This window comes from Promicromonospora iranensis (genome assembly GCF_028994775.1).
Classification (GTDB): Bacteria; Actinomycetota; Actinomycetes; order Actinomycetales; family Cellulomonadaceae; genus Promicromonospora; species Promicromonospora iranensis_A.
In genome coordinates, this window is sequence record NZ_JAJQMN010000005.1 from 61,167 (window position 1) to 78,345 (window position 17,179).

Below are 17,179 nucleotides of genomic sequence, written 5' to 3' on the forward strand. Positions count from 1 at the left end.
AGGAGGCCTATCACCATGCAGCTCGGTTTCACGATTCCCGTTGTCGGGCCCTCCGTCAGCGACGCTCCCGCCCTGAGCGCCTTCGTCCGCGGACTCGAGGACCTCGGTTACGACGCCCTCTGGGTCGGCGATCGCCTGGTCACGCCAGTTGATGTGGGCGACGACTACCTGGGCCGAGGCCCGCAGATGGCCCGCTCCTTCGATCCTGCACTGCTGCTGACCGTCGCCGCGGCGGCGACCAGCAGGGTGCGCCTGAACACCAGCACGCTCAGCACGTTCTACTACGAGCTGCCGCACCTGGCCCGGCAGCTGACCACGCTCGACGTGCTCAGCAACGGCCGTCTCGGCGTGGGTGTGGGGCTGGGGTGGATGAAGCAGGAGTACGACGTGGCCCGCAACGCCGACTGGCAGCGGCGCGGCAAGATGCTCGACGACACGCTGTCGTTCCTGCACGAGTGGTGGACGACCAGTCCCGTGTCCTGGGACAGCGAGTTCTTCACCATGACACCGGTCCATGTCGGCCTCCGCCCGGTCCAGGAGGGCGGGCCGCCCATCTGGATCGGCGGTGCCAGCGAGGCCGCGATGCGCCGAGTCGGCCGCAGCGGGGTCGGCTGGCTCGGAGTCGAAGGTCCGGCGCCCGCCGCGGCGGCCAGCACCCAGGACGAGGGCGCCGACCGGCTGTGGTCGATCGCGCGTCGATCGGCGGAGGACGCCGGCCGCGATCCTGACGCACTGAAGAAGGCCATGCGGATCAACCTCGATCCTGGCACGTCCGTCGACCTGGTCGCGGACCAGCTCAAGCGGTACGCCGACGCCGGTATTGACGAGGCGTACTTCGACGCCTTCGCGATGTTCACCAGCCTTGACCAGCTGCTCGACTTCGGCGGCCAGGTGATCGAACGTACCGGCCGGTTGTGACCGAAGAGACGATCGCCCAAGAAACGACCAACAACGGCATGACCACCCAAGGAAGAGAGCACTCACCATGAGCAGCATCAGTTTCATCGGCATCGGGGGCATGGCCCACGCGATCGCCTCACGCGCGGTATCGGCCGGCCACTCCGTCGAGCTCATCGGCCGCGACCCCGCCAAGGCGAAGGGCCTGGCCGCCGAGCTCGGCGCCGGTGTCACGGCAGGGACCTTCGGCACCGTCCCTTCGGGCGACATCGTCGTCCTGGCGGTGCCGTACACCAGCGCTGTGCCGGTCGTCGCCCAGTACGGGGAGGCGCTGGCCGGCAAGGTCATCGTCGACATCTCCAACACCTTCAACGCGGACGCCACCGGGCTGCTCACTCCTGAAGGCACCTCCGGTGCGCAGGAGATCGCCAAGGCGGCCCCGGCGAGCGCGTACGTCGTGAAGGCGTTCAACACCGTCTTCGGTCACGTCCTGGTCCAGGAGCGTCCGTTGGACGTGTTCTTTGCCGGAGACGACGCGGGAGCCAAGGCCGCCGTGTCGGTGTTCATCGAGAGCCTCGGGCTGCGTCCCCTCGATGTCGGCGGCCTGGAGATGGCTCGCTGGCTGGAAGGGGTCGGGCCGCTGCTGATGGGCCTGGCCCGCAACGGCGCGGGGACCTTCGACGTCGCCCTCAGCGTCGACTTCCCCCGCTGAGCCCACCCCGGCTGAGCCCACCCCGGCTGAGCCCACCCCGCACTACCAACGCTTCCGCAGCACTCACCCCGCACCACTCACCCCGCACCACTCACCCCGCACCCTCACCCCGCACCACTCACAAGGAGTAGTACCGTGCGCGTCTTCGTCACTGGCGGGACCGGCCATTCCGGTTCGTACATCATTCCCGAGCTCGTCACCGCCGGGCACGAGGTCACCGGCCTGGCTCGGTCGGAAGCGGCCGCGGCGGCGCTGTCCGCGCTGGGCGCGAAGGTACGCCGCGGCGACCTCCAGGACCTCGAGAGACTCAAAGAGGCCGCTGCGGATTCCGACGGCGTTATCCACGTCGCGCACCGGCAGGACCTGCTCCCGTCCGGCGGGATCGACGCCGTGGCCGCCGCGGAGCTCCCGATCATGCTCGCGTACGGCGAGGCTCTCGCCGGAACCGGAAAGCCCCTGGTCGCGGCGGGGAGCATCGGCTCGCCCGGGACCGGGAGGGACCTGGGCCGGCCGGGTACCGAGGACGACCCGGCCCTTCCCGTCGGCGACGAGCACAAGGGCACCCTGCGGGCCCGTAACGTCGTAGAGGCCGCCATCATCGGACTTGCCGAGCAGAACGTGCGGTCCTCGGTCGTGCGGATCGCCAACATCGCGCACAGCACTACCGACCAGGCGGGTTTCCTCCCCAGCCTGATCGCGCTCGCGAAGGAGAGGGGCTTGGCCGGCTACCCCGGGGACGGCGAGAACCTGTGGAACGCCGTGCACGCCCGTGACGCCGCCTCCTTGTTCCGGCTGGCGCTGGAAAAGGGCCCGGCCGGCAGGTACTGGCACGCGGTCGAGGACGGAGGCGTCCCGTTCCGCGAGATCGCCGAGGCCATCGGCAGCCGCCTGGGCGTGCCGGCCGTGAGCGTCCCCCTGGACGAGCTGATGCTGCCGGGGTACTTCGGGTTCCTCACGAACGTCGCCACGCAGAGCTACCCGACGTCCAACCTCATCACTCGCCGCACCCTCGGCTGGGAGCCGGCGCAGCCCCGCCTCCTCGACGATCTGGACAACGGTCACTACTTTCCCGCCACCTGACAGCAGGAACCCCCACCGCAACGAGTCCGGCATGACAAGGACCAGGCCCTACTGGAAGGACACGAAGAACATGACGACCATAGGTTTCATCGGAAGCGGAAACCTCGGCGGCAACATCGCGCGGCTCGCCGTCGCGGCCGGCCATCAGGTCGTGCTCAGCAACTCGCGCGGCCCCGAGACGCTCGCGCGCACGGTCGCGGAACTGGGGCCGCTGGCCTCCGCGGGGACGCGCGAGGAAGCAGCGGCGGCGGGTGACATCGTCGTGGTCTCGATCCCGGTCACGGCGTTCGCCGACGTCCCCGTCGCGCCGCTGGCGGGGAAGGCGGTTATCGACACGTCCAACTACGGCCCCGAACGTGACGGGCACATCCCCGAGCTCGACGACGCGTCGCTGACCTCGAGCGGTCTGCTGCTGCGGTACATCCCGGATGCCGGCGTCGTGAAGGCGTTCAACACCATCTATTTCAGGCACCTCCTCTCACTCTCCCGCCCGGCGGGTGCGGCCGACCGCTCGTACCTGCCGATCGCCGGGGACTCCGCACCCGCGAAGGCGGCGGTGACCGCATTCATCGACTCCGTCGGGTACGACGTGGTGGACGCGGGCACGCTGGCCGACAGCTGGCGGCAGTCGACGGGCACCCCGGTGTGGGGAACCCCGTACGGGTCGGCCTCGAACGGGAAGGGCCAGCCGGCCGGCGCGGACGCCATCCGCGCGGCACTGGCCGCCGCAACGCGATAGCCCCTAAGTTGGCGCGGGCCGCGGTATGACCATGGCCGTGTCGTGGCCCCGTCCGGAAGGCATCGGGCGGGGCCACGAGCGAGCCTGGTCAACGCGCACGAGCCCCACCAGGAGAGCCACATGACCGACCACCAGCCGCTGATCGCGGTGTCTCAGACCGACCTCGAAGACCTGAACACACGGTTGCGCAATACGCGATGGCCCGCGCCGTGGCCGGTCGACGGCTGGGAGGCGGGCGCCGACACCTCCGAGGTACACCGCCTCGCCCAGTACTGGGCCTTGGGCTACGACTGGCGCGCGCACGAGGCGCGCATCAACGCCCTGCCGCACCACATCGCCGACGTCGGCGGCACGCAGGTCCACTACCTCCGGTTCGACGGCGAGCGAGCCGGCGCCCTGCCGATCGTGCTGACCCACGGCTGGCCCAGCACCTTCCTGGAGCTCACCGACCTCGCCCGGCGCCTCGCGGAACCGTCGAAGCACGGCGGAGACACGGCCGACGCATTCACGGTGATCGTTCCCTCGCTACCCGGCTACACGTTTTCACCGCAGCGGCCGACCCTCCCGCCGGCCCTCCAGACGCACGAGATCTGGCACCGGCTCATGCGCGACGAGCTCGGCTTCGCCCGGTACGCCGCCCACGGCGGCGACCTAGGCGCCGGAATCACCTCGCGTCTGGGTGAGGCCTACCCTGAGTCGCTGGCCGGCATCCACCTGCTCGCCGTCGCCGCGCCCCAGGAATACGACCCCGCGAGCCTGACCCCGGACGAACATGCCTTTCTCGACCAGGTCGCCAGCTGGAGCGCCGAGGAAGGTGGCTACCAGCATCAGCAGAACACCCGCCCGCTCACCCTGGCCCACGCTCTGTCCGACTCCCCGACCGGCCTGCTGGCCTGGATCGTGGAGAAGTACCGCGCCTGGAGCGACTCGGGAGGCGATCTGTCGTCCCGCTTCACGGACGACTTCGTCCTCACCCAGGCGTCCCTGTACTGGTTCACGGGCACGATCTCGACGTCGTTCCGGCCGTATTACGAGTACGCCCGCGGCCTGACCCGGCGCGTCGACAAGGTCGAGGTGCCCACCGCCGTCGCCGTCTTCCCCGCCGACCTCACCCAGCCGCCGCGCTCCTGGGCCGAACGCACCTACAACATCACCCGGTACACGACGATGCCACGCGGCGGGCACTTCGCCGCCCACGAAGAGCCCGAACTGCTCGCCGACGACATCACCGAGTTCTTCCGCCAGCTGCGCTGAGGTCGACCGCAGCAGTCGCGCGCTGTGCGGGCGGCGCGCGGACCCGTACGCCCTGGGTATGACGTCAGCCGCAGTGAACCAGCCCGGGGCAGGACGTGGTGCGGCACCGGTCGTCCGTAACGTCTGCGGCATGGATACCACCGTTTACGCGCCGGGGTCGTCGTCACCGGCTGTGCGCGCTCGTTCCCTGACGAAGACGTATGGCAAGGGTGAGGCCACCGTGCGGGCGCTGGACGGTGTGGACGTCGACTTCGAGCAGGGCCGGTTCACGGCGATCATGGGCCCGTCCGGGTCCGGCAAGTCGACCCTGATGCACCTCCTCGCGGGCCTCGACTCCGCGACCAGCGGACAAGCCTTCCTCGGCACGACCGAGACCACAGGCCTGAACGACAAGGCCCTGACCCGCCTGCGTCGCGACCGGGTCGGCTTCGTGTTCCAGCAGTTCAACCTCCTGCCGATGTTCACAGCGGAGCAGAACATCACCCTGCCCGTCGAGCTGGCGGGTGGCACGGTGGACAGGGCCTGGTTCGACACCCTGGTCGAGACCCTGGGCCTGGCGGGCCGGCTGACCCACCGCCCCGGAGAGCTCTCCGGCGGGCAGCAGCAGCGCGTCGCGATCGCCCGCGCCCTGATCGCGCAGCCCGACGTCGTGTTCGCCGACGAGCCCACCGGCAACCTCGACTCTCGCTCCGGGGCCGAGGTCCTGTCGTTCCTGCGCCGCTCCGTGCGCGAGCTGGGCCGCACGATCATCATGGTCACGCATGATCCCTCCGCCGCGGCGTACGCCGACCGTGCGGTCCTGATCGCCGACGGCCGTATCGCGGGCGACATCAGCGACCCCACCCCCGAGTCCGCCATGGCCGGCCTCGACGCCCTCCGCACCCTTGAACCCTCCGTCGCCACGGACCCCGCCACCGGCACCGGCACGACCACCGGGACCGGCGCCTGATGGCCGTCTCCTTCCCCGCCGCGCGCCTCACCCTCGGGCAGATGCGCCGCAGCGCGGGCCGCCTCGCGTCAGCCGGCGTCGCCATCCTGATCAGCACGGCGTTCGTCGCCGTGACTCTGCTCGCCGGGACCGTCATCCAGGAGACGACCCGCGACGTCGTCGCGGCGGGATACGCCGACTCCGACCTCGTCGTGTCCGCATCGGACGAGTCCGCCGAGACGTCCGACAGCTCGTTCACCGGTGCGGACGTCACGGCCGTCGGCTCGGTCGACGGCGTCACGGCCGTCCAGCCCGTCACCAGCTGGTCGGGCAACCTGCGCAACGGCGGCAAGGGCGGCTACCAGATGTTCACACCCGTCCCCGAGGACCCGCGGCTCTCGCCGCTCGAGCTGACCGACGGCGCCTGGCCGGCCGCCGGCGACGAGGTGGCGCTGACCACCCAGGTCGCTGAGCGCCTCGAGGTCGGCCTCGGCGACACGGTGAAGCTGTCCCGCACCCTGTACCCGGAGGGCTGGGCCGAGAGCGGGGCGGAGGACCCGGCGGACGAGCTCGGCGAGCCGGAACGGGTCATCGAGACCCTGACCGTGACCGGCCTCGCCGCCGACCCCTACGGCGCCTACACGATCTCCGGCGGGGTCGCCGCGGTTTCGTCCGCCACGCTCAGCGCCTGGAATGCCGCCGAGCCCTTCCCGACGTCGGTCAGCCAGCTGCTCGTCACGCTCGACACCCCACCCACCGGCACCAGCGTCCCCGCGGCGCTGCGCACCGCGATCCAGGACGTCGTCGGCGCGGACGCCGCTCAGGTGTCCGTCGAGACCACTGAGGCGGCGGCGACAGCGGAGGCCTCCGGACTGACCGGTGGTGAGGACCTCATCTTCATCGTGTTCGTCATGGCGTTCGCCGCCATCGCGCTGCTCATCGCGGCCATGGTCATCACGAACACGTTCCAGGTGCTCGTCGCACAGCGGACCAGGACGCTCGCGCTCCTGCGTTGCATCGGCGCGGGGACCGGCCAGGTCTACCGCAGCGTCCTGCTGGAGGCCGCGATCCTCGGCCTCCTCGCGTCCGTGGTGGGCACCCTGACCGGCCTGCTGCTCGCCCAGGCCGCGCTGCTGACCGTACCGAGCTTCGACCTCGGGGTGCCGATCCCGACGACGATCACGCCGACCGTGCAGTCGATAGTGCTGCCGCTCGCCGTCGGCACGGTCGTGACGGTCCTGGCCGCGCTCGCCCCGGCCCGCTCGGCGACCCGGGTCGCACCCCTGGCCGCGCTGCGGCCGTCCGACGCCCCGACGCTCCGCGCCCGCACCGGCCGGGTCCGGCTCGTGTTCGCGATCCTCTCCCTCCTCGGCGGCATCGCGCTGCTCGGCCTCGGCGTCACCCTCGGGAACGCGAGCTCCCTGGGACCCGGTGTCGCCGCTGCGGTCGGCGGCATCGCCTTCACGTTCTTCGGCGTCGTGCTGAGCGCGGTGCTCTGGCTGCCCCGCGTCGCGGCGGCCCTCGGCGCCCTGGTGGCCCGCACGGGACCCGCCTCCCGCCTGGCGGTCGCCAACACCCTGCGCAACCCGCGCCGCACGGCGGCGACCTCCACCGCGCTGCTCATCGGCGTCACCCTCGTCACCATGATGTCCACCGGCGCAGCCAGCGCCCGCGCGACCTCGGAGCGCGGCCTCGACGGGGCCTTCCCGTACGACGTGAGCGTGTCCACCACCGCACCCGAGTACGTCGAGGGCCTGCGCGACGCCGTCGCCGGAACCTCCGGCGTCTCCGACGTCGCGGTCGTCACCACGGCGACGGGCACGATCGCCGACGCCAAGGAGACGTGGCTGAACGCCGCGGACCCGGACGAGCTGGTCGCCGTGGTGAACGCACCGGAGGAGGCGGAACGGCTCGCGGAGGGCTCGATCCTGCTGACCCAGGACACGGCGGACTGGTTGTCCCTCGATACGGGCGACAGCACCCCCGTCTCGGGCCCGAACGGCTCGGTCGACCTGACGGTCGTCATCACGGGCTCCAGGCAGCTCGACCGGACCGTCACGCCCGAGGACCTCGCCCGCGTCGCCGACGCCGAGCCCTGGACCGAGATCTGGGGGCACATCTCGGATGCCGACACCATGGCGGTGCTGACAGATGTCCAGGCCGCCGCCGCGCAGGTCGACCTCGACGCCCAGGTCGTGGGCCCCGCGGCTCAGGCCGAGCAGTTCCGGCAGATCGTCGACATCATCCTCGGCATCATGGTGGGGCTGCTCGCCGTCGCCGTGGTGATCGCCCTGGTCGGCGTGACGAACACGCTGTCGCTCTCGGTCATCGAACGGACCAGGGAGTCCGCGACCCTGCGGGCCATCGGCCTCAGCACGGGCCAGCTGCGCGGCATGCTAGCCGTCGAGGGCGTCCTCATCGCCGGCGTCGGGGCGGTCGTCGGCATCGTGCTCGGGCTGATCTTCGGCTGGGCCGGCGCCGCCACCACGCTGTCCCTCATGGGCGACGTGCAGTACGCCGTCCCGTGGATCGACATCGCAGTGGTCGTGGTCATCGCGCTCGTCGCCGGGCTCCTCGCCTCGGTGCTCCCGGCGCGGGCCGCTGCCCGCACCTCACCCGTGGCAGCGCTCGGGGTGGAATGACGACCGCTCGTCGCCGACGACGGCGCCCGTGCACTGCTGACCGGTGCACGGGCGCCGCCGCATGTGTGCCTGTCGTACGGGCCCGGTTTGCGGACACGGTGAACTGTTAGGTCACCAGGCCGCTGCGGTAGGCGTGGACCACTGCCTGCACGCGGTCGCGCAGTCCGAGCTTGGCCAGGAGGCGTGACACGTACGTCTTGACGGTCTCCTGGCTGATCACCAGCGTCGTGGCGATCTCGCTGTTCGACAGGCCGTTGGCGATGAGGCGCAGCACCTCCAGCTCGCGCGGGGTCAGGGCGGACTCGGGTGCCGCGTTCTCGGTGGGGCGGATCCGGGACGCGTACCGGCCGACGAGCTGCCGGGTCACCTCGGGCGCCAGCAGCGCGGCCCCGGACGCGACGGTACGGATGCCGGTCAGCAGCTGCGCCGCCGGGGCGTCCTTGAGCAGGAACCCGCTCGCCCCGGCCCGCAGCGCCTCGTAGACGTACTCGTCGAGGTTGAACGTCGTCACCACGAGCACCTTGACAGGCTGCTCCACGCCGGCGCCGGCGAGCAGGCGGGTCGCCTCGATACCGTCGAGGACCGGCATCCGGACGTCCATCACCACTACGTCGGGGTTCAGCCGGCGGGCGAGGTCGACGGCGGCCCGCCCGTCCGCGCACTCGCCGACCACCTCGAGGTCGGGCTGGGCGTCGATGATCGTCGCGAACCCGGTACGGATCAGCGCCTGGTCGTCACACACCAGGACCCGGATCGGTGGGTTCATCCCGGGCTCCCGGTGGGGATGCGCGCGTGGACGACGAACCCACCGTCCGCTCGCCGGTCCGCGCCGAACTCGCCCCCGAGTGCGTCCACCCGTTCCCGGAGCCCGACGAGGCCCCGGCCGCTCCCGGCGGCCGGGCGCGGCCGGGTGCCGGTGGGTTCAGGACTCGCACCGGCCGTGCTGACCTGCACGGTGATCTCTTTCTCGTCGTAGCGCACGCCGACCGCTGTCGGGCTGCCGTGTGCGTGCTTGAGGGCGTTCGTCAGGGCCTCCTGCACCACCCGGTGGGCGACCTGCTCGGCGCTGCCCGCCGATTGCGACGGTGTGCCCTCCTCGGTGAGCTCGACCGGCTGTCCGGCCTGACGGGTCTGCTCGACGAGAGTGTGCAGGTCCCGGAGCGACGGTGTCCGGGCGGCGCCGTCGTGGCCCGGGTCGAGCAGGTCCAGGAGGTGCCGTAGGTCGCCGATGGCTCGCCGGCCGGTGTCGGTGACCGCGTCCAGCGTCTCGTCGAGGCGGTCGGGGGCGCCTGTCAGGTATTTGGCGGCCTCTGTCTGCACGACCATCGCTGTCACGTGGTGGGTCACGACGTCGTGCAGCTCGCGGGCGATCCGCGTGCGCTCGGCGGTACGTGTTTCCTCGGCGACCCGTAGCCTGCGTTCGGCCTCGGCCGCCCGGACGGCACGCAGCCACGAGCCGACGGCCCACACGAGGACCAGCACCACATAGAACGTCAGGTACCCGTCCACCCGTTCGGCCCCGCCGACCAGGTCGAGCGCGACTGCCAGCACCACGTAGGCACCCGAGAGGAGAATCACGACCGTGCGGCGACGGCGTTCCAGATAGGCACCTGCGCTCAGCAGCGCGACTGCGAGCCCGGCACCCGCGAGCGTGTGGTAACCACGGAGCTGATCGAGAGCAAAGCCAAGGAACACCAGGACGAGGCAGGCGGCCGGACACCGTCGGCGAACGGCGAGCGGGAAGCACTGGAGGACGATCGCGACGACGGCCAGCGTGTCGAAGGGACGGGTCGGCAGCGCGCCGATCTCCGTCCCCAGACCGTGGAACGCCGGCACGAACGATACGACCGCCAGCAGCAACGCGAGCAGCAGGTCCCGGACCGCGACGTCGAGCTGACGCCACCGGTCCAGAACCTGCCGGAGTTCGGTCACCGGGTGAGCCTAGCGGCCACGTCCGCCCGGGCCGAGCGACGGACGGGGACCACGTGCCCACGTCGGTAGGCCAGCCACATGAACAGGCCGGTGGCCAGCACGCCGAACACCACCGCGTAGACACTGGCCTCCGGTCCGAAGGCGCCGCCCGTGACCAGCGCGGGACCTGACATCGTCGCGTCCAGCAGGCCCTGCGCGGTGTTGCTGCCGGACACCTCGGTGCTGAAGATCGCGCTCGCGGCGATGTTCCAGCCGAAGTGCAGACCGATCGGCACCCACAGCTTGCGGGTGGCGATGTACGCGGCGGTCAGCATCCCGCCCGCCTCGATGGCGATAGCGAAGGCACCCACCAGGGTCGCGTTCGGGTTGGCCAGGTGGATCAGCCCGAACAGCGAGCCGGTCAGCACGAGCGCGATCCAGGTTCCGGTCCAGCGCTCGATGTTGCGGAACAGGACACCGCGGAAGACCAGCTCCTCGGCCACGGCGGCACCCGCCATGATCCCGAGCAGGGTGACGGCGCTCGCCGGGTTGCCCAGGCCGTTGACCGTGTAGTCACCGAAGAAGGCGATGTTCGCGATGACTGCCCCGAACAGTGCGATGCCGAGCAGCGTGCCCCAGCTGATCCCGGAACCTGCTCCCTTCAGAGACACCTCGACGGGCGCCCGGTGCTCGGTTCGCCGCACCACCCAGCGGTAGACCAGGACCGCGACGACGGCCGTCAGTAGGCCGGCGACGAGCGCCAGCCAGGGGTTGTCCTTCACTGCAGCCGTGCCGAGATTGCCGACGATCCAGACCGCCGCAACCGCTAAGAGCTGCCAGACGAAACGCACGATGACTCCTGGGTGAGAAGCCGCGGCGTGGGCGCCGCGGACTACCTCGACACTAAGGATTCGACCGTCCGGAAACATCACCTCACGGTGGACACTCGCAGGTAGCTCGCACGGGGGACAGAGCGGACCGCACCGGGTAGTCGGCGTCCGGTTGTGCGTAGGGTCGACCGCAAAGGTCAGTGGGGCGATTCCTCAGCGCTGATGTCGGTGACGGTCGCGCCGTAGGCGGCGACCAGGGCGTCCGCGTCGACGAAGGCGATGCGCCCGGCGGTTCCCGCGCCCACGGCGATCCGGCGGCCCACTATTCGCTCGTCGGCGACGACCGGCCAGGCCGTGGTTGACCCGATCGGCGTGACGCCACGCCGGTAGCCCGTCGCGTCGTGGGCCATCTCGTCGTCGGACATCCGCAGCTTGTTGACACCCACCACCGCGCGGAGCTTCGGCCACGAGATCTGGCGGCCGCCGGGGACCAGCGCGAACAGGAAGTTTCCGTCGTGCCGCTTCACGACGAGCGACTTCACGATCTCGCCCGGCTGGACGCTGAGCAGATCGGCTAGCTCTGCGAGGTTCTGCGCCTCCAGATGCTCGACGATCTCGACGTCGAGTCCGCGCGCGACCGCATCCGCCTCGAACCGCTCCGTGCCGTCCGTCACACGACCTGCGTCGCTCATTCTTCCACCTCTCGGGGTTGAGCACGCAGGTGTATGAACCTCCGCACGGGCATCACCCTAGTCCGCGGCCCTCCAGGCCACAAAGCAACCGGTCGACCGAGAACCGTCGTCTCCACGGGGGAGTGCGATGTGTCCTCAATCCTCCTCATGTCAGGATTGGAACGAACTCCAGGGCGGTTCAGTCCTCCGCGACCTGACCCTCGACCCGACGAAGATCTACCAGGGCACAGGCCGTCCACCCGGACCTGCCCGGAAATGACGAATGGCCTGAACCTACGATCCGTAGGTTCAGGCCATTCCGATGTCCTGCGACATCACACTGTCGGGCTGACAGGATTTGAACCTGCGACCCCTTGACCCCCAGTCAAGTGCGCTACCAAGCTGCGCCACAGCCCGCGGCGGTGTTTCGAGCATGCTCGACACTACCGGTTTTGGCCCTTTGGGGCCGACGGAAATACTACCCCAACTCGAGCCCCATGCCCGACCAGGAGGGGCCGAATCGCGACCCGCGTCCCAGATCACAGTCCCGCACGGCTCGACGACGGGCCTCACCACCGTGCCGGATCCAGCCTACTCAGACGGCGAATAGCGCTCCTCCGGCTCGAAGACGGGCTCGACGGCGGGATCGAGCTCGATGTGGACCGCGCCCCGTAGGTCGGTGAGGACGACGACCCGGCTCCCGTCCTTCGGTACTCGGTCGGCCGAGCTCCGCATGCGGGCCGAGACCTCGTGACGGCCCGCCGGAGAGTCGTAGGCGACGGTGACATCGAGCTCCGGCTCGCTGTGCAGCCAGAACCTGACGCCGCCGAGCCGCAGGTGGCCGGCATATCGGTGCCCGTCCCGACGGAGTCGCTCGATCGTCTCCTGCCGCTTGCGAGCGTGGCGCAGGGCGCCGGGTAGCCGGGCCACGACGGTCACGAACCAGACCGCGGCCAGCACGGCCACAGCCGCCGAGATGGCGGCTGCCTCGGTGCCGAGCCTGCCGTCGAGCGTCTGGCGTACTCCCTCTCCCGCATCCGGGCCGACGGCGATCGCCGCCCCGACGCCCGAGCCCAGGATGACGCCGGTGAGCAGCGGCGCCAGGTAGAACAACGACGCCGCGCGTCGCTGCCCGAAGGCGTCGCGCGCGCGTTCGGCGACGCCGACGGTGACGACGGCGGACAGATAGCAGAGAACTAGCGCACCGCCGATCAGCCAGCCCTGGCCGGCGTCCGCGAGGCACACGCCGGATGGTGCCGCCGAGGCGCCGCACAGCACCGACGAACCGACCAGCGCGGCACTCGCCCACGTCACCGCCGACAGCAGGGCCGAGAAGAACAGCCGGGTCGAGACCTGTCCCGGGGCCGCACCCGGCGCCAGGGCGGTGATCCGGGATCCCTTGTCGGGCACCGAGAACATCGGCGGGTAGTCCCGCCAGTCCGTCGAGGCCATCTCCCGGGGTGCCACAGCGTCCGTCATGACTGCTTCTCGCTCCCGGGCTCGTTCGACGACGGCGCGGGCTGAACGCGCCTCGTTGCGCCGCGACCGGCGCGCACCCATCCTTGCCGGGCCCGACGTTGCCGCGCCAGAGGCTCGGCCCTATCCGAGCTTGCGGACGCCCGTTCCGTCGACCTCCAGCAGATGCCCGTCCACCGCGATCAGCGTCGCCGCGGACGCCCAGTAGTCGGGACCGTCCGCGGGGACGTCGTCTCCCTCCTGCCAGAGCATCTCGCCGGTGGCCGCGTCGAGCGACACCATCCGCGGGATGCCGGTCTCGGGCTGGATCAGGAGCAGCAGGACCGAGTGGCCGTCGGTGAACGCCTGGAGTACGCCCTCGCCGACGTCGGAGCCGTCCCAGTGCCAGCGTTCGGCACCCGTGGCGACGTCCAGCCCGTACACCTCCGCGACTCCCGCCGTGAGCACCGCCGTCCGGCCCACCTGGGCGAGGAACGGCTGTTCGGGACTTCGCGCTCCGACGTCCCACCGGCGCGTGCCGTCCGTGTCGTAGGCGCGGAGGCGCAACCCTGTCTCGTCGTTTCCGATCATCGTGGCCGGCCCCGTTCCGTCCGAGGCACGCGGACCGCGCACGTAGCCGGGAAGCTCGCCGACGACGGCGCCGTCTCCCGAGTACAGGACGGTGCGCGCGGGCCCGCTGTAGTCGAGCCAGGCGTACCGCCCTGCGCCACGGCTCTCCACGGCGCCCGTACCCGGTTCGAGCTCCGCACCCAGCAGCGTGCCGTCCGGGGTGATGGTGGCCGCCACGCCGCATCCGGTCAGGTCCACGAGGTCGGCGGTGATCCGTGCGGTGAACGCGTTGGGGTAGATCAGACCGTCGAAGAACACGTCGCCGCTCCGGTCCGCCCAGGACGTGCGCCAGCAGTTGTGGGCATCCGCCTCCTGGAACGGGAGGACCACGGTCCAGCGCATGTCGCCCGTGACGGCGTCCTCGGCCCGGAGCTCGACGTCCCGGCCGGCCAGGACCGTCCCGCTGCACTCGCTGTTCTCGTTGCACCTGGCGTCGCCGCGGTCCACCGCTGACTCGGGACCGACCCGTCGCGCCCGTAGCACCGTCCCGTCCGGCCCGGGTCGAGGCGGTCCGTACCGGCGCGTGTCGGAGGGATCGAGCGCGCGCCGTGCGGAGGTCGCGCCGTCCGGCCGGACCGTGACGACCTCTCGGTTCGTGTCGGACCCGGACAGGCACACCAGTACCGATGCCGGAACGGCCGGCGTGCCCGCGTAGGGCGAGACGCCCAGCGGGCCGCATTCCGGATCGTCGCCGAGCGGGACGGTCCACGCCTGCGCGCCCGTCGCGGGGTCCAGCGCGACCAGCTCGGGGCCGGACTCGAACGCGAGCACGTCGCCGAGCACGACCGCCTCGGTCCCGTCCAGGCTCTCGCCCGTGCCGACGGCCCCGTCCCACGCCCACCTCTCCTCCAGCGGCCCGGACAGGTCCTCGACACCGCCGTCGGCGTCGCGCAGCCGTTCGATCCGCGCGCCGTCGCGCACGCCGTCGGAGGCGATCCCCGTCCCGACCGCGATCGCGAGGATCGCCGCGACCGTCGTGACGGCACGCCATCCGCCGTGCGCTCGGTACGGCAGCGGCGCGTCCCCGTCGTGCTCACCGTGCTCGCCGTCGTCCGGGGCGGCTGGCGGGCGGGGATCGTCAGGGCGCGCCGCCGCGTACGGGACCGCCGGCTCCGAGATGCCCTGCTCGACGGTGTCCTGCTCGACCAGATCAAAGACAAGTGCGGGTCTCTGATCCGGATCGCGCGCCATGGAGCGAGCATAGGTGCGCGACAGAGCACCGAGGAGGGCGAAGTCCTGGAGCCCGGATGAAGTCCTGGCGGCCCGTTCAGGAGAGTCCGGCACGCAGCCGGTGTCCCGCACGCAGGACCGTCGCCCGGGCGAGCTCGTCGAGCGCGTCCACGAGCACGACGCCGGGCAGGCGGTCCGGAGGGGTCGCCTCCGCCGCGACCGACAGCTCGGTGCAGCCCAGGACGATCGCGCCGGCCCCGCGCAGTCGCAGGTGGGTGATGACGTCGTCCAGCGCGGTCAGGTCACCGCCGCGGCCCGCCTTCACGCCGTCGTAGATCAGGGACGTCACCGTCGCCTGGTCGGCGACGTCCGGCACCAGGGTCTTGACGCCGTGGGCGTTGAAGGCGTCCAGGTAGACCCCCGACGCGATGGTGCCCTCCGTCGCGAGAAGGCCGACCGCCTCCGGCCGCGGCCCGCTGAGGCGTCCGGTCCAGACGTCGCTCGACAGCACCGCGGATACCGTCACGTCCACCGCGGACAGCAGCGGGACCGGCGTCGCCGCGCCGATCGCGTCGGCGAACGCGTGCGCGGTGTTGCACGGCAGCACGAGGAAGTCGGCCCCCGCCGCGGCGAGCCGCCGCGCGTCGGCGGCGAGCACGGGCCCCGGGTCGTCGGCGGAACGCCCCAGCACGAACGCCGTCCGGTCCGGGACCGTCGCGTGCTGCAGCACGATCATGTCCACGTGGTCCTGGTCGCGTGCGGCCGCGGTGCTGCGGACGACGCGTTCCATGAACAGCACCGTCGCGAGCGGTCCGACCCCGCCCAGCACACCGACGAGCGCGCCCGAGGACGCGTCAGGGGCCCCGGCCGGGGAACCGGCGCCCGGCGCGCCGACGTCAGGCAACCTCGCGCTCCGAGGTCGAGACGGTCTGTCCCGACCCGGCCGGTCCGGCCTCGGCACCGGCTGCGGGCACGGGATGGTGCTGCGCGAACTTGCGCACCTGGTTCAGCTCGGCGAGCCGCACCCAGGTGTCCCGCCGCGGCGAGAGGTCCCGCCGGTACTTCAGCGGGTGCACGACGCGGGCCTGGCGCACGGCGGCGCGCACCGCGTCGTCGTGCACGTACTTGTCCAGGAGGAAGCCCGGGACGATCCGGTACAGCACCTCCAGCGGCTCCGGAGCGTCCGGCCAGCCGTCCCCGAGATGGTCCGCCATCCAGTAGGCGGCAGGGTTCAGGCCGCTCGCGGTCAGGTAGTAGTTCGAGCGTCCGGTGCGCGGGTTCAGCTCCAGGAAGTGTCCGACGCCGGTACGCGGGTCCACCTTCACGTCGAAGTTCGCGAACCCGGTCCAGCCCAGGTGCTCGACGAGCCGGCGGGCGTCCGCCTCGACCTGGGGGAGCCGCCCGGTGAGGATGGCCGCAGGGTTCCCCAGCGTCCCGGGCGTGTGCTCCTCGAGCAGCACGCGACCGCCCCACGCCATGCGCACCGCGCCCGCCTGGTCGGAGTAGGTGGTCATGATCCGCATCTGCGAGTCGTCGCCGGGCACGTACTCCTGGATGATCATCGGCTGCCGGTAGCCGGCGTCCCCGGCCGCCTGCAGGAGCGCGGCCAGCTCGTCGCGGTCCCGGACCAGGTGCACCTTCGCCTTGCCGGGGAACGACACGCGCTGCCATGCCGTGTTGTCACCGGGCTTGGCGATCACCGGGTAGCCCAGGTCGAGGTCGCCGACCGGCTCCCCGCCGCCACGTACCTCCGTGCGCGGGTGCGGGACACCGATCTGGTGGCAGAGCTCGGAGAACTGCCGCTTGTCCATCACGCGATCGAGCAGCTCGACCGACGGGTAGGGGACGGTCGCCACGTCCTCCAGACGGGCGCGCTGCTCCGCGAGCGCCCGCACGTACCAGTCCACGCAGGTGAGAATCATGACCGGGCCGGGGGCGGCCGCGGCGACCCGGCGGATCAGCTCGACCATGACGCCGGGGTCGTCGAGGCGCGGCTCGACGACGTTGTCGATGATGGTGGAGTGCGCGACGTTGGGTGTCGGGCGGATGGACACGACGGTCGACCGGACGCCGTGTCGCTCGTGAAAGGCGCGGGCGAGGCTGTAGGCACCGGCGTCGCCGCCGAGGATGACCGGGTGGATCGCTGCGTTGTTCCCCATGCCACGTAAGACGGACGGACCGTGCGGAAGGTTGTGTCACGGAGCGGGTGAACTGGAAAAATCGGGCGCAGGCACCGGCCGGGGAGCGCCGACCGGTGCCC

At 71.3% G+C, this 17,179-nt stretch carries 15 protein-coding genes and 1 tRNA gene; 7 read left to right on the top strand and 9 right to left on the bottom strand.

Features of this window, described 5'->3' with window-relative positions; genetic code table 11:
- Positions 1-15 precede the first annotated feature (15 nt).
- From LUU90_RS10205 to LUU90_RS10235, 7 genes are all read left to right on the top strand, one after another.
- Positions 16-918 (top strand): TIGR03619 family F420-dependent LLM class oxidoreductase, encoded by a 903-nt coding sequence (locus LUU90_RS10205; RefSeq protein WP_275003312.1) that lies wholly within the window; start codon positions 16-18, stop codon positions 916-918.
- Positions 919-985: 67 nt separating this feature from the next.
- Positions 986-1,609, top strand: coding sequence for an NADPH-dependent F420 reductase (locus LUU90_RS10210; protein ID WP_275003313.1), 624 nt, complete (start codon positions 986-988; stop codon positions 1,607-1,609).
- Between the two features lie 135 nt (positions 1,610-1,744).
- Positions 1,745-2,689, top strand: a complete 945-nt coding sequence (locus tag LUU90_RS10215) for an SDR family oxidoreductase (RefSeq protein WP_275003314.1) — start codon at positions 1,745-1,747, stop codon at positions 2,687-2,689.
- A 31-nt stretch (positions 2,690-2,720) separates the two neighbouring features.
- Positions 2,721-3,428 (top strand): NADPH-dependent F420 reductase, encoded by a 708-nt coding sequence (locus tag LUU90_RS10220; protein ID WP_275003315.1) that lies wholly within the window; start codon positions 2,721-2,723, stop codon positions 3,426-3,428.
- Positions 3,429-3,548: 120 nt separating this feature from the next.
- Positions 3,549-4,682, top strand: coding sequence for an epoxide hydrolase family protein (locus LUU90_RS10225; protein WP_275003316.1), 1,134 nt, complete (start codon positions 3,549-3,551; stop codon positions 4,680-4,682).
- A gap of 130 nt (positions 4,683-4,812) precedes the next feature.
- Entirely contained in the window at positions 4,813-5,631 is an 819-nt protein-coding gene (locus LUU90_RS10230) for an ABC transporter ATP-binding protein (protein ID WP_275003317.1), read from the top strand.
- Entirely contained in the window at positions 5,631-8,252 is a 2,622-nt protein-coding gene (locus LUU90_RS10235; protein ID WP_275003318.1) for an FtsX-like permease family protein, read from the top strand. Before LUU90_RS10230 ends, LUU90_RS10235 begins: the two co-directional genes overlap by 1 nt.
- Before the next feature lie 106 nt (positions 8,253-8,358).
- Here the strand turns inward: LUU90_RS10235 and LUU90_RS10240 are convergent, their stop codons facing one another.
- The 9 genes from LUU90_RS10240 to LUU90_RS10280 all read right to left on the bottom strand — a co-directional run bounded on the left by LUU90_RS10240 (position 8,359) and on the right by LUU90_RS10280 (position 17,078).
- Positions 8,359-9,018: a response regulator gene (locus LUU90_RS10240; RefSeq protein WP_275003319.1), complete on the bottom strand. Its 660-nt coding sequence runs from the start codon at positions 9,016-9,018 to the stop codon at positions 8,359-8,361.
- Positions 9,015-10,184 carry a sensor histidine kinase gene (locus tag LUU90_RS10245; protein WP_275003320.1) on the bottom strand — a complete coding sequence of 390 codons (1,170 nt, stop codon included), beginning with the start codon at positions 10,182-10,184 and terminating at the stop codon, positions 9,015-9,017. Before LUU90_RS10245 ends, LUU90_RS10240 begins: the two co-directional genes overlap by 4 nt.
- Positions 10,181-11,014 (bottom strand): CPBP family intramembrane glutamic endopeptidase, encoded by an 834-nt coding sequence (locus LUU90_RS10250; RefSeq protein WP_275003321.1) that lies wholly within the window; start codon positions 11,012-11,014, stop codon positions 10,181-10,183. The genes LUU90_RS10245 and LUU90_RS10250 overlap by 4 nt, the downstream gene beginning before the upstream one ends.
- Before the next feature lie 176 nt (positions 11,015-11,190).
- Complete coding sequence (locus LUU90_RS10255; protein ID WP_275003322.1) at positions 11,191-11,685, bottom strand: aminoacyl-tRNA deacylase; 495 nt, start codon at positions 11,683-11,685, stop codon at positions 11,191-11,193.
- 322 nt (positions 11,686-12,007) lie between these two features.
- Positions 12,008-12,081: transfer RNA gene (locus tag LUU90_RS10260), tRNA-Pro, on the bottom strand.
- 174 nt (positions 12,082-12,255) lie between these two features.
- Positions 12,256-13,143: a hypothetical protein gene (locus tag LUU90_RS10265; RefSeq protein ID WP_275003323.1), complete on the bottom strand. Its 888-nt coding sequence runs from the start codon at positions 13,141-13,143 to the stop codon at positions 12,256-12,258.
- Positions 13,144-13,263: 120 nt separating this feature from the next.
- Positions 13,264-14,940 carry a PQQ-binding-like beta-propeller repeat protein gene (locus LUU90_RS10270; RefSeq protein WP_275003324.1) on the bottom strand — a complete coding sequence of 559 codons (1,677 nt, stop codon included), beginning with the start codon at positions 14,938-14,940 and terminating at the stop codon, positions 13,264-13,266.
- Between the two features lie 76 nt (positions 14,941-15,016).
- On the bottom strand, positions 15,017-15,823 hold the full coding sequence (locus LUU90_RS10275) for an aspartate/glutamate racemase family protein (RefSeq protein WP_275003325.1): 807 nt from the start codon (positions 15,821-15,823) through the stop codon (positions 15,017-15,019).
- On the bottom strand, positions 15,816-17,078 hold the full coding sequence (locus LUU90_RS10280) for a carboxylate--amine ligase (protein ID WP_275003326.1): 1,263 nt from the start codon (positions 17,076-17,078) through the stop codon (positions 15,816-15,818). The genes LUU90_RS10275 and LUU90_RS10280 overlap by 8 nt, the downstream gene beginning before the upstream one ends.
- Between the last annotated feature and the right edge of the window lie 101 nt (positions 17,079-17,179).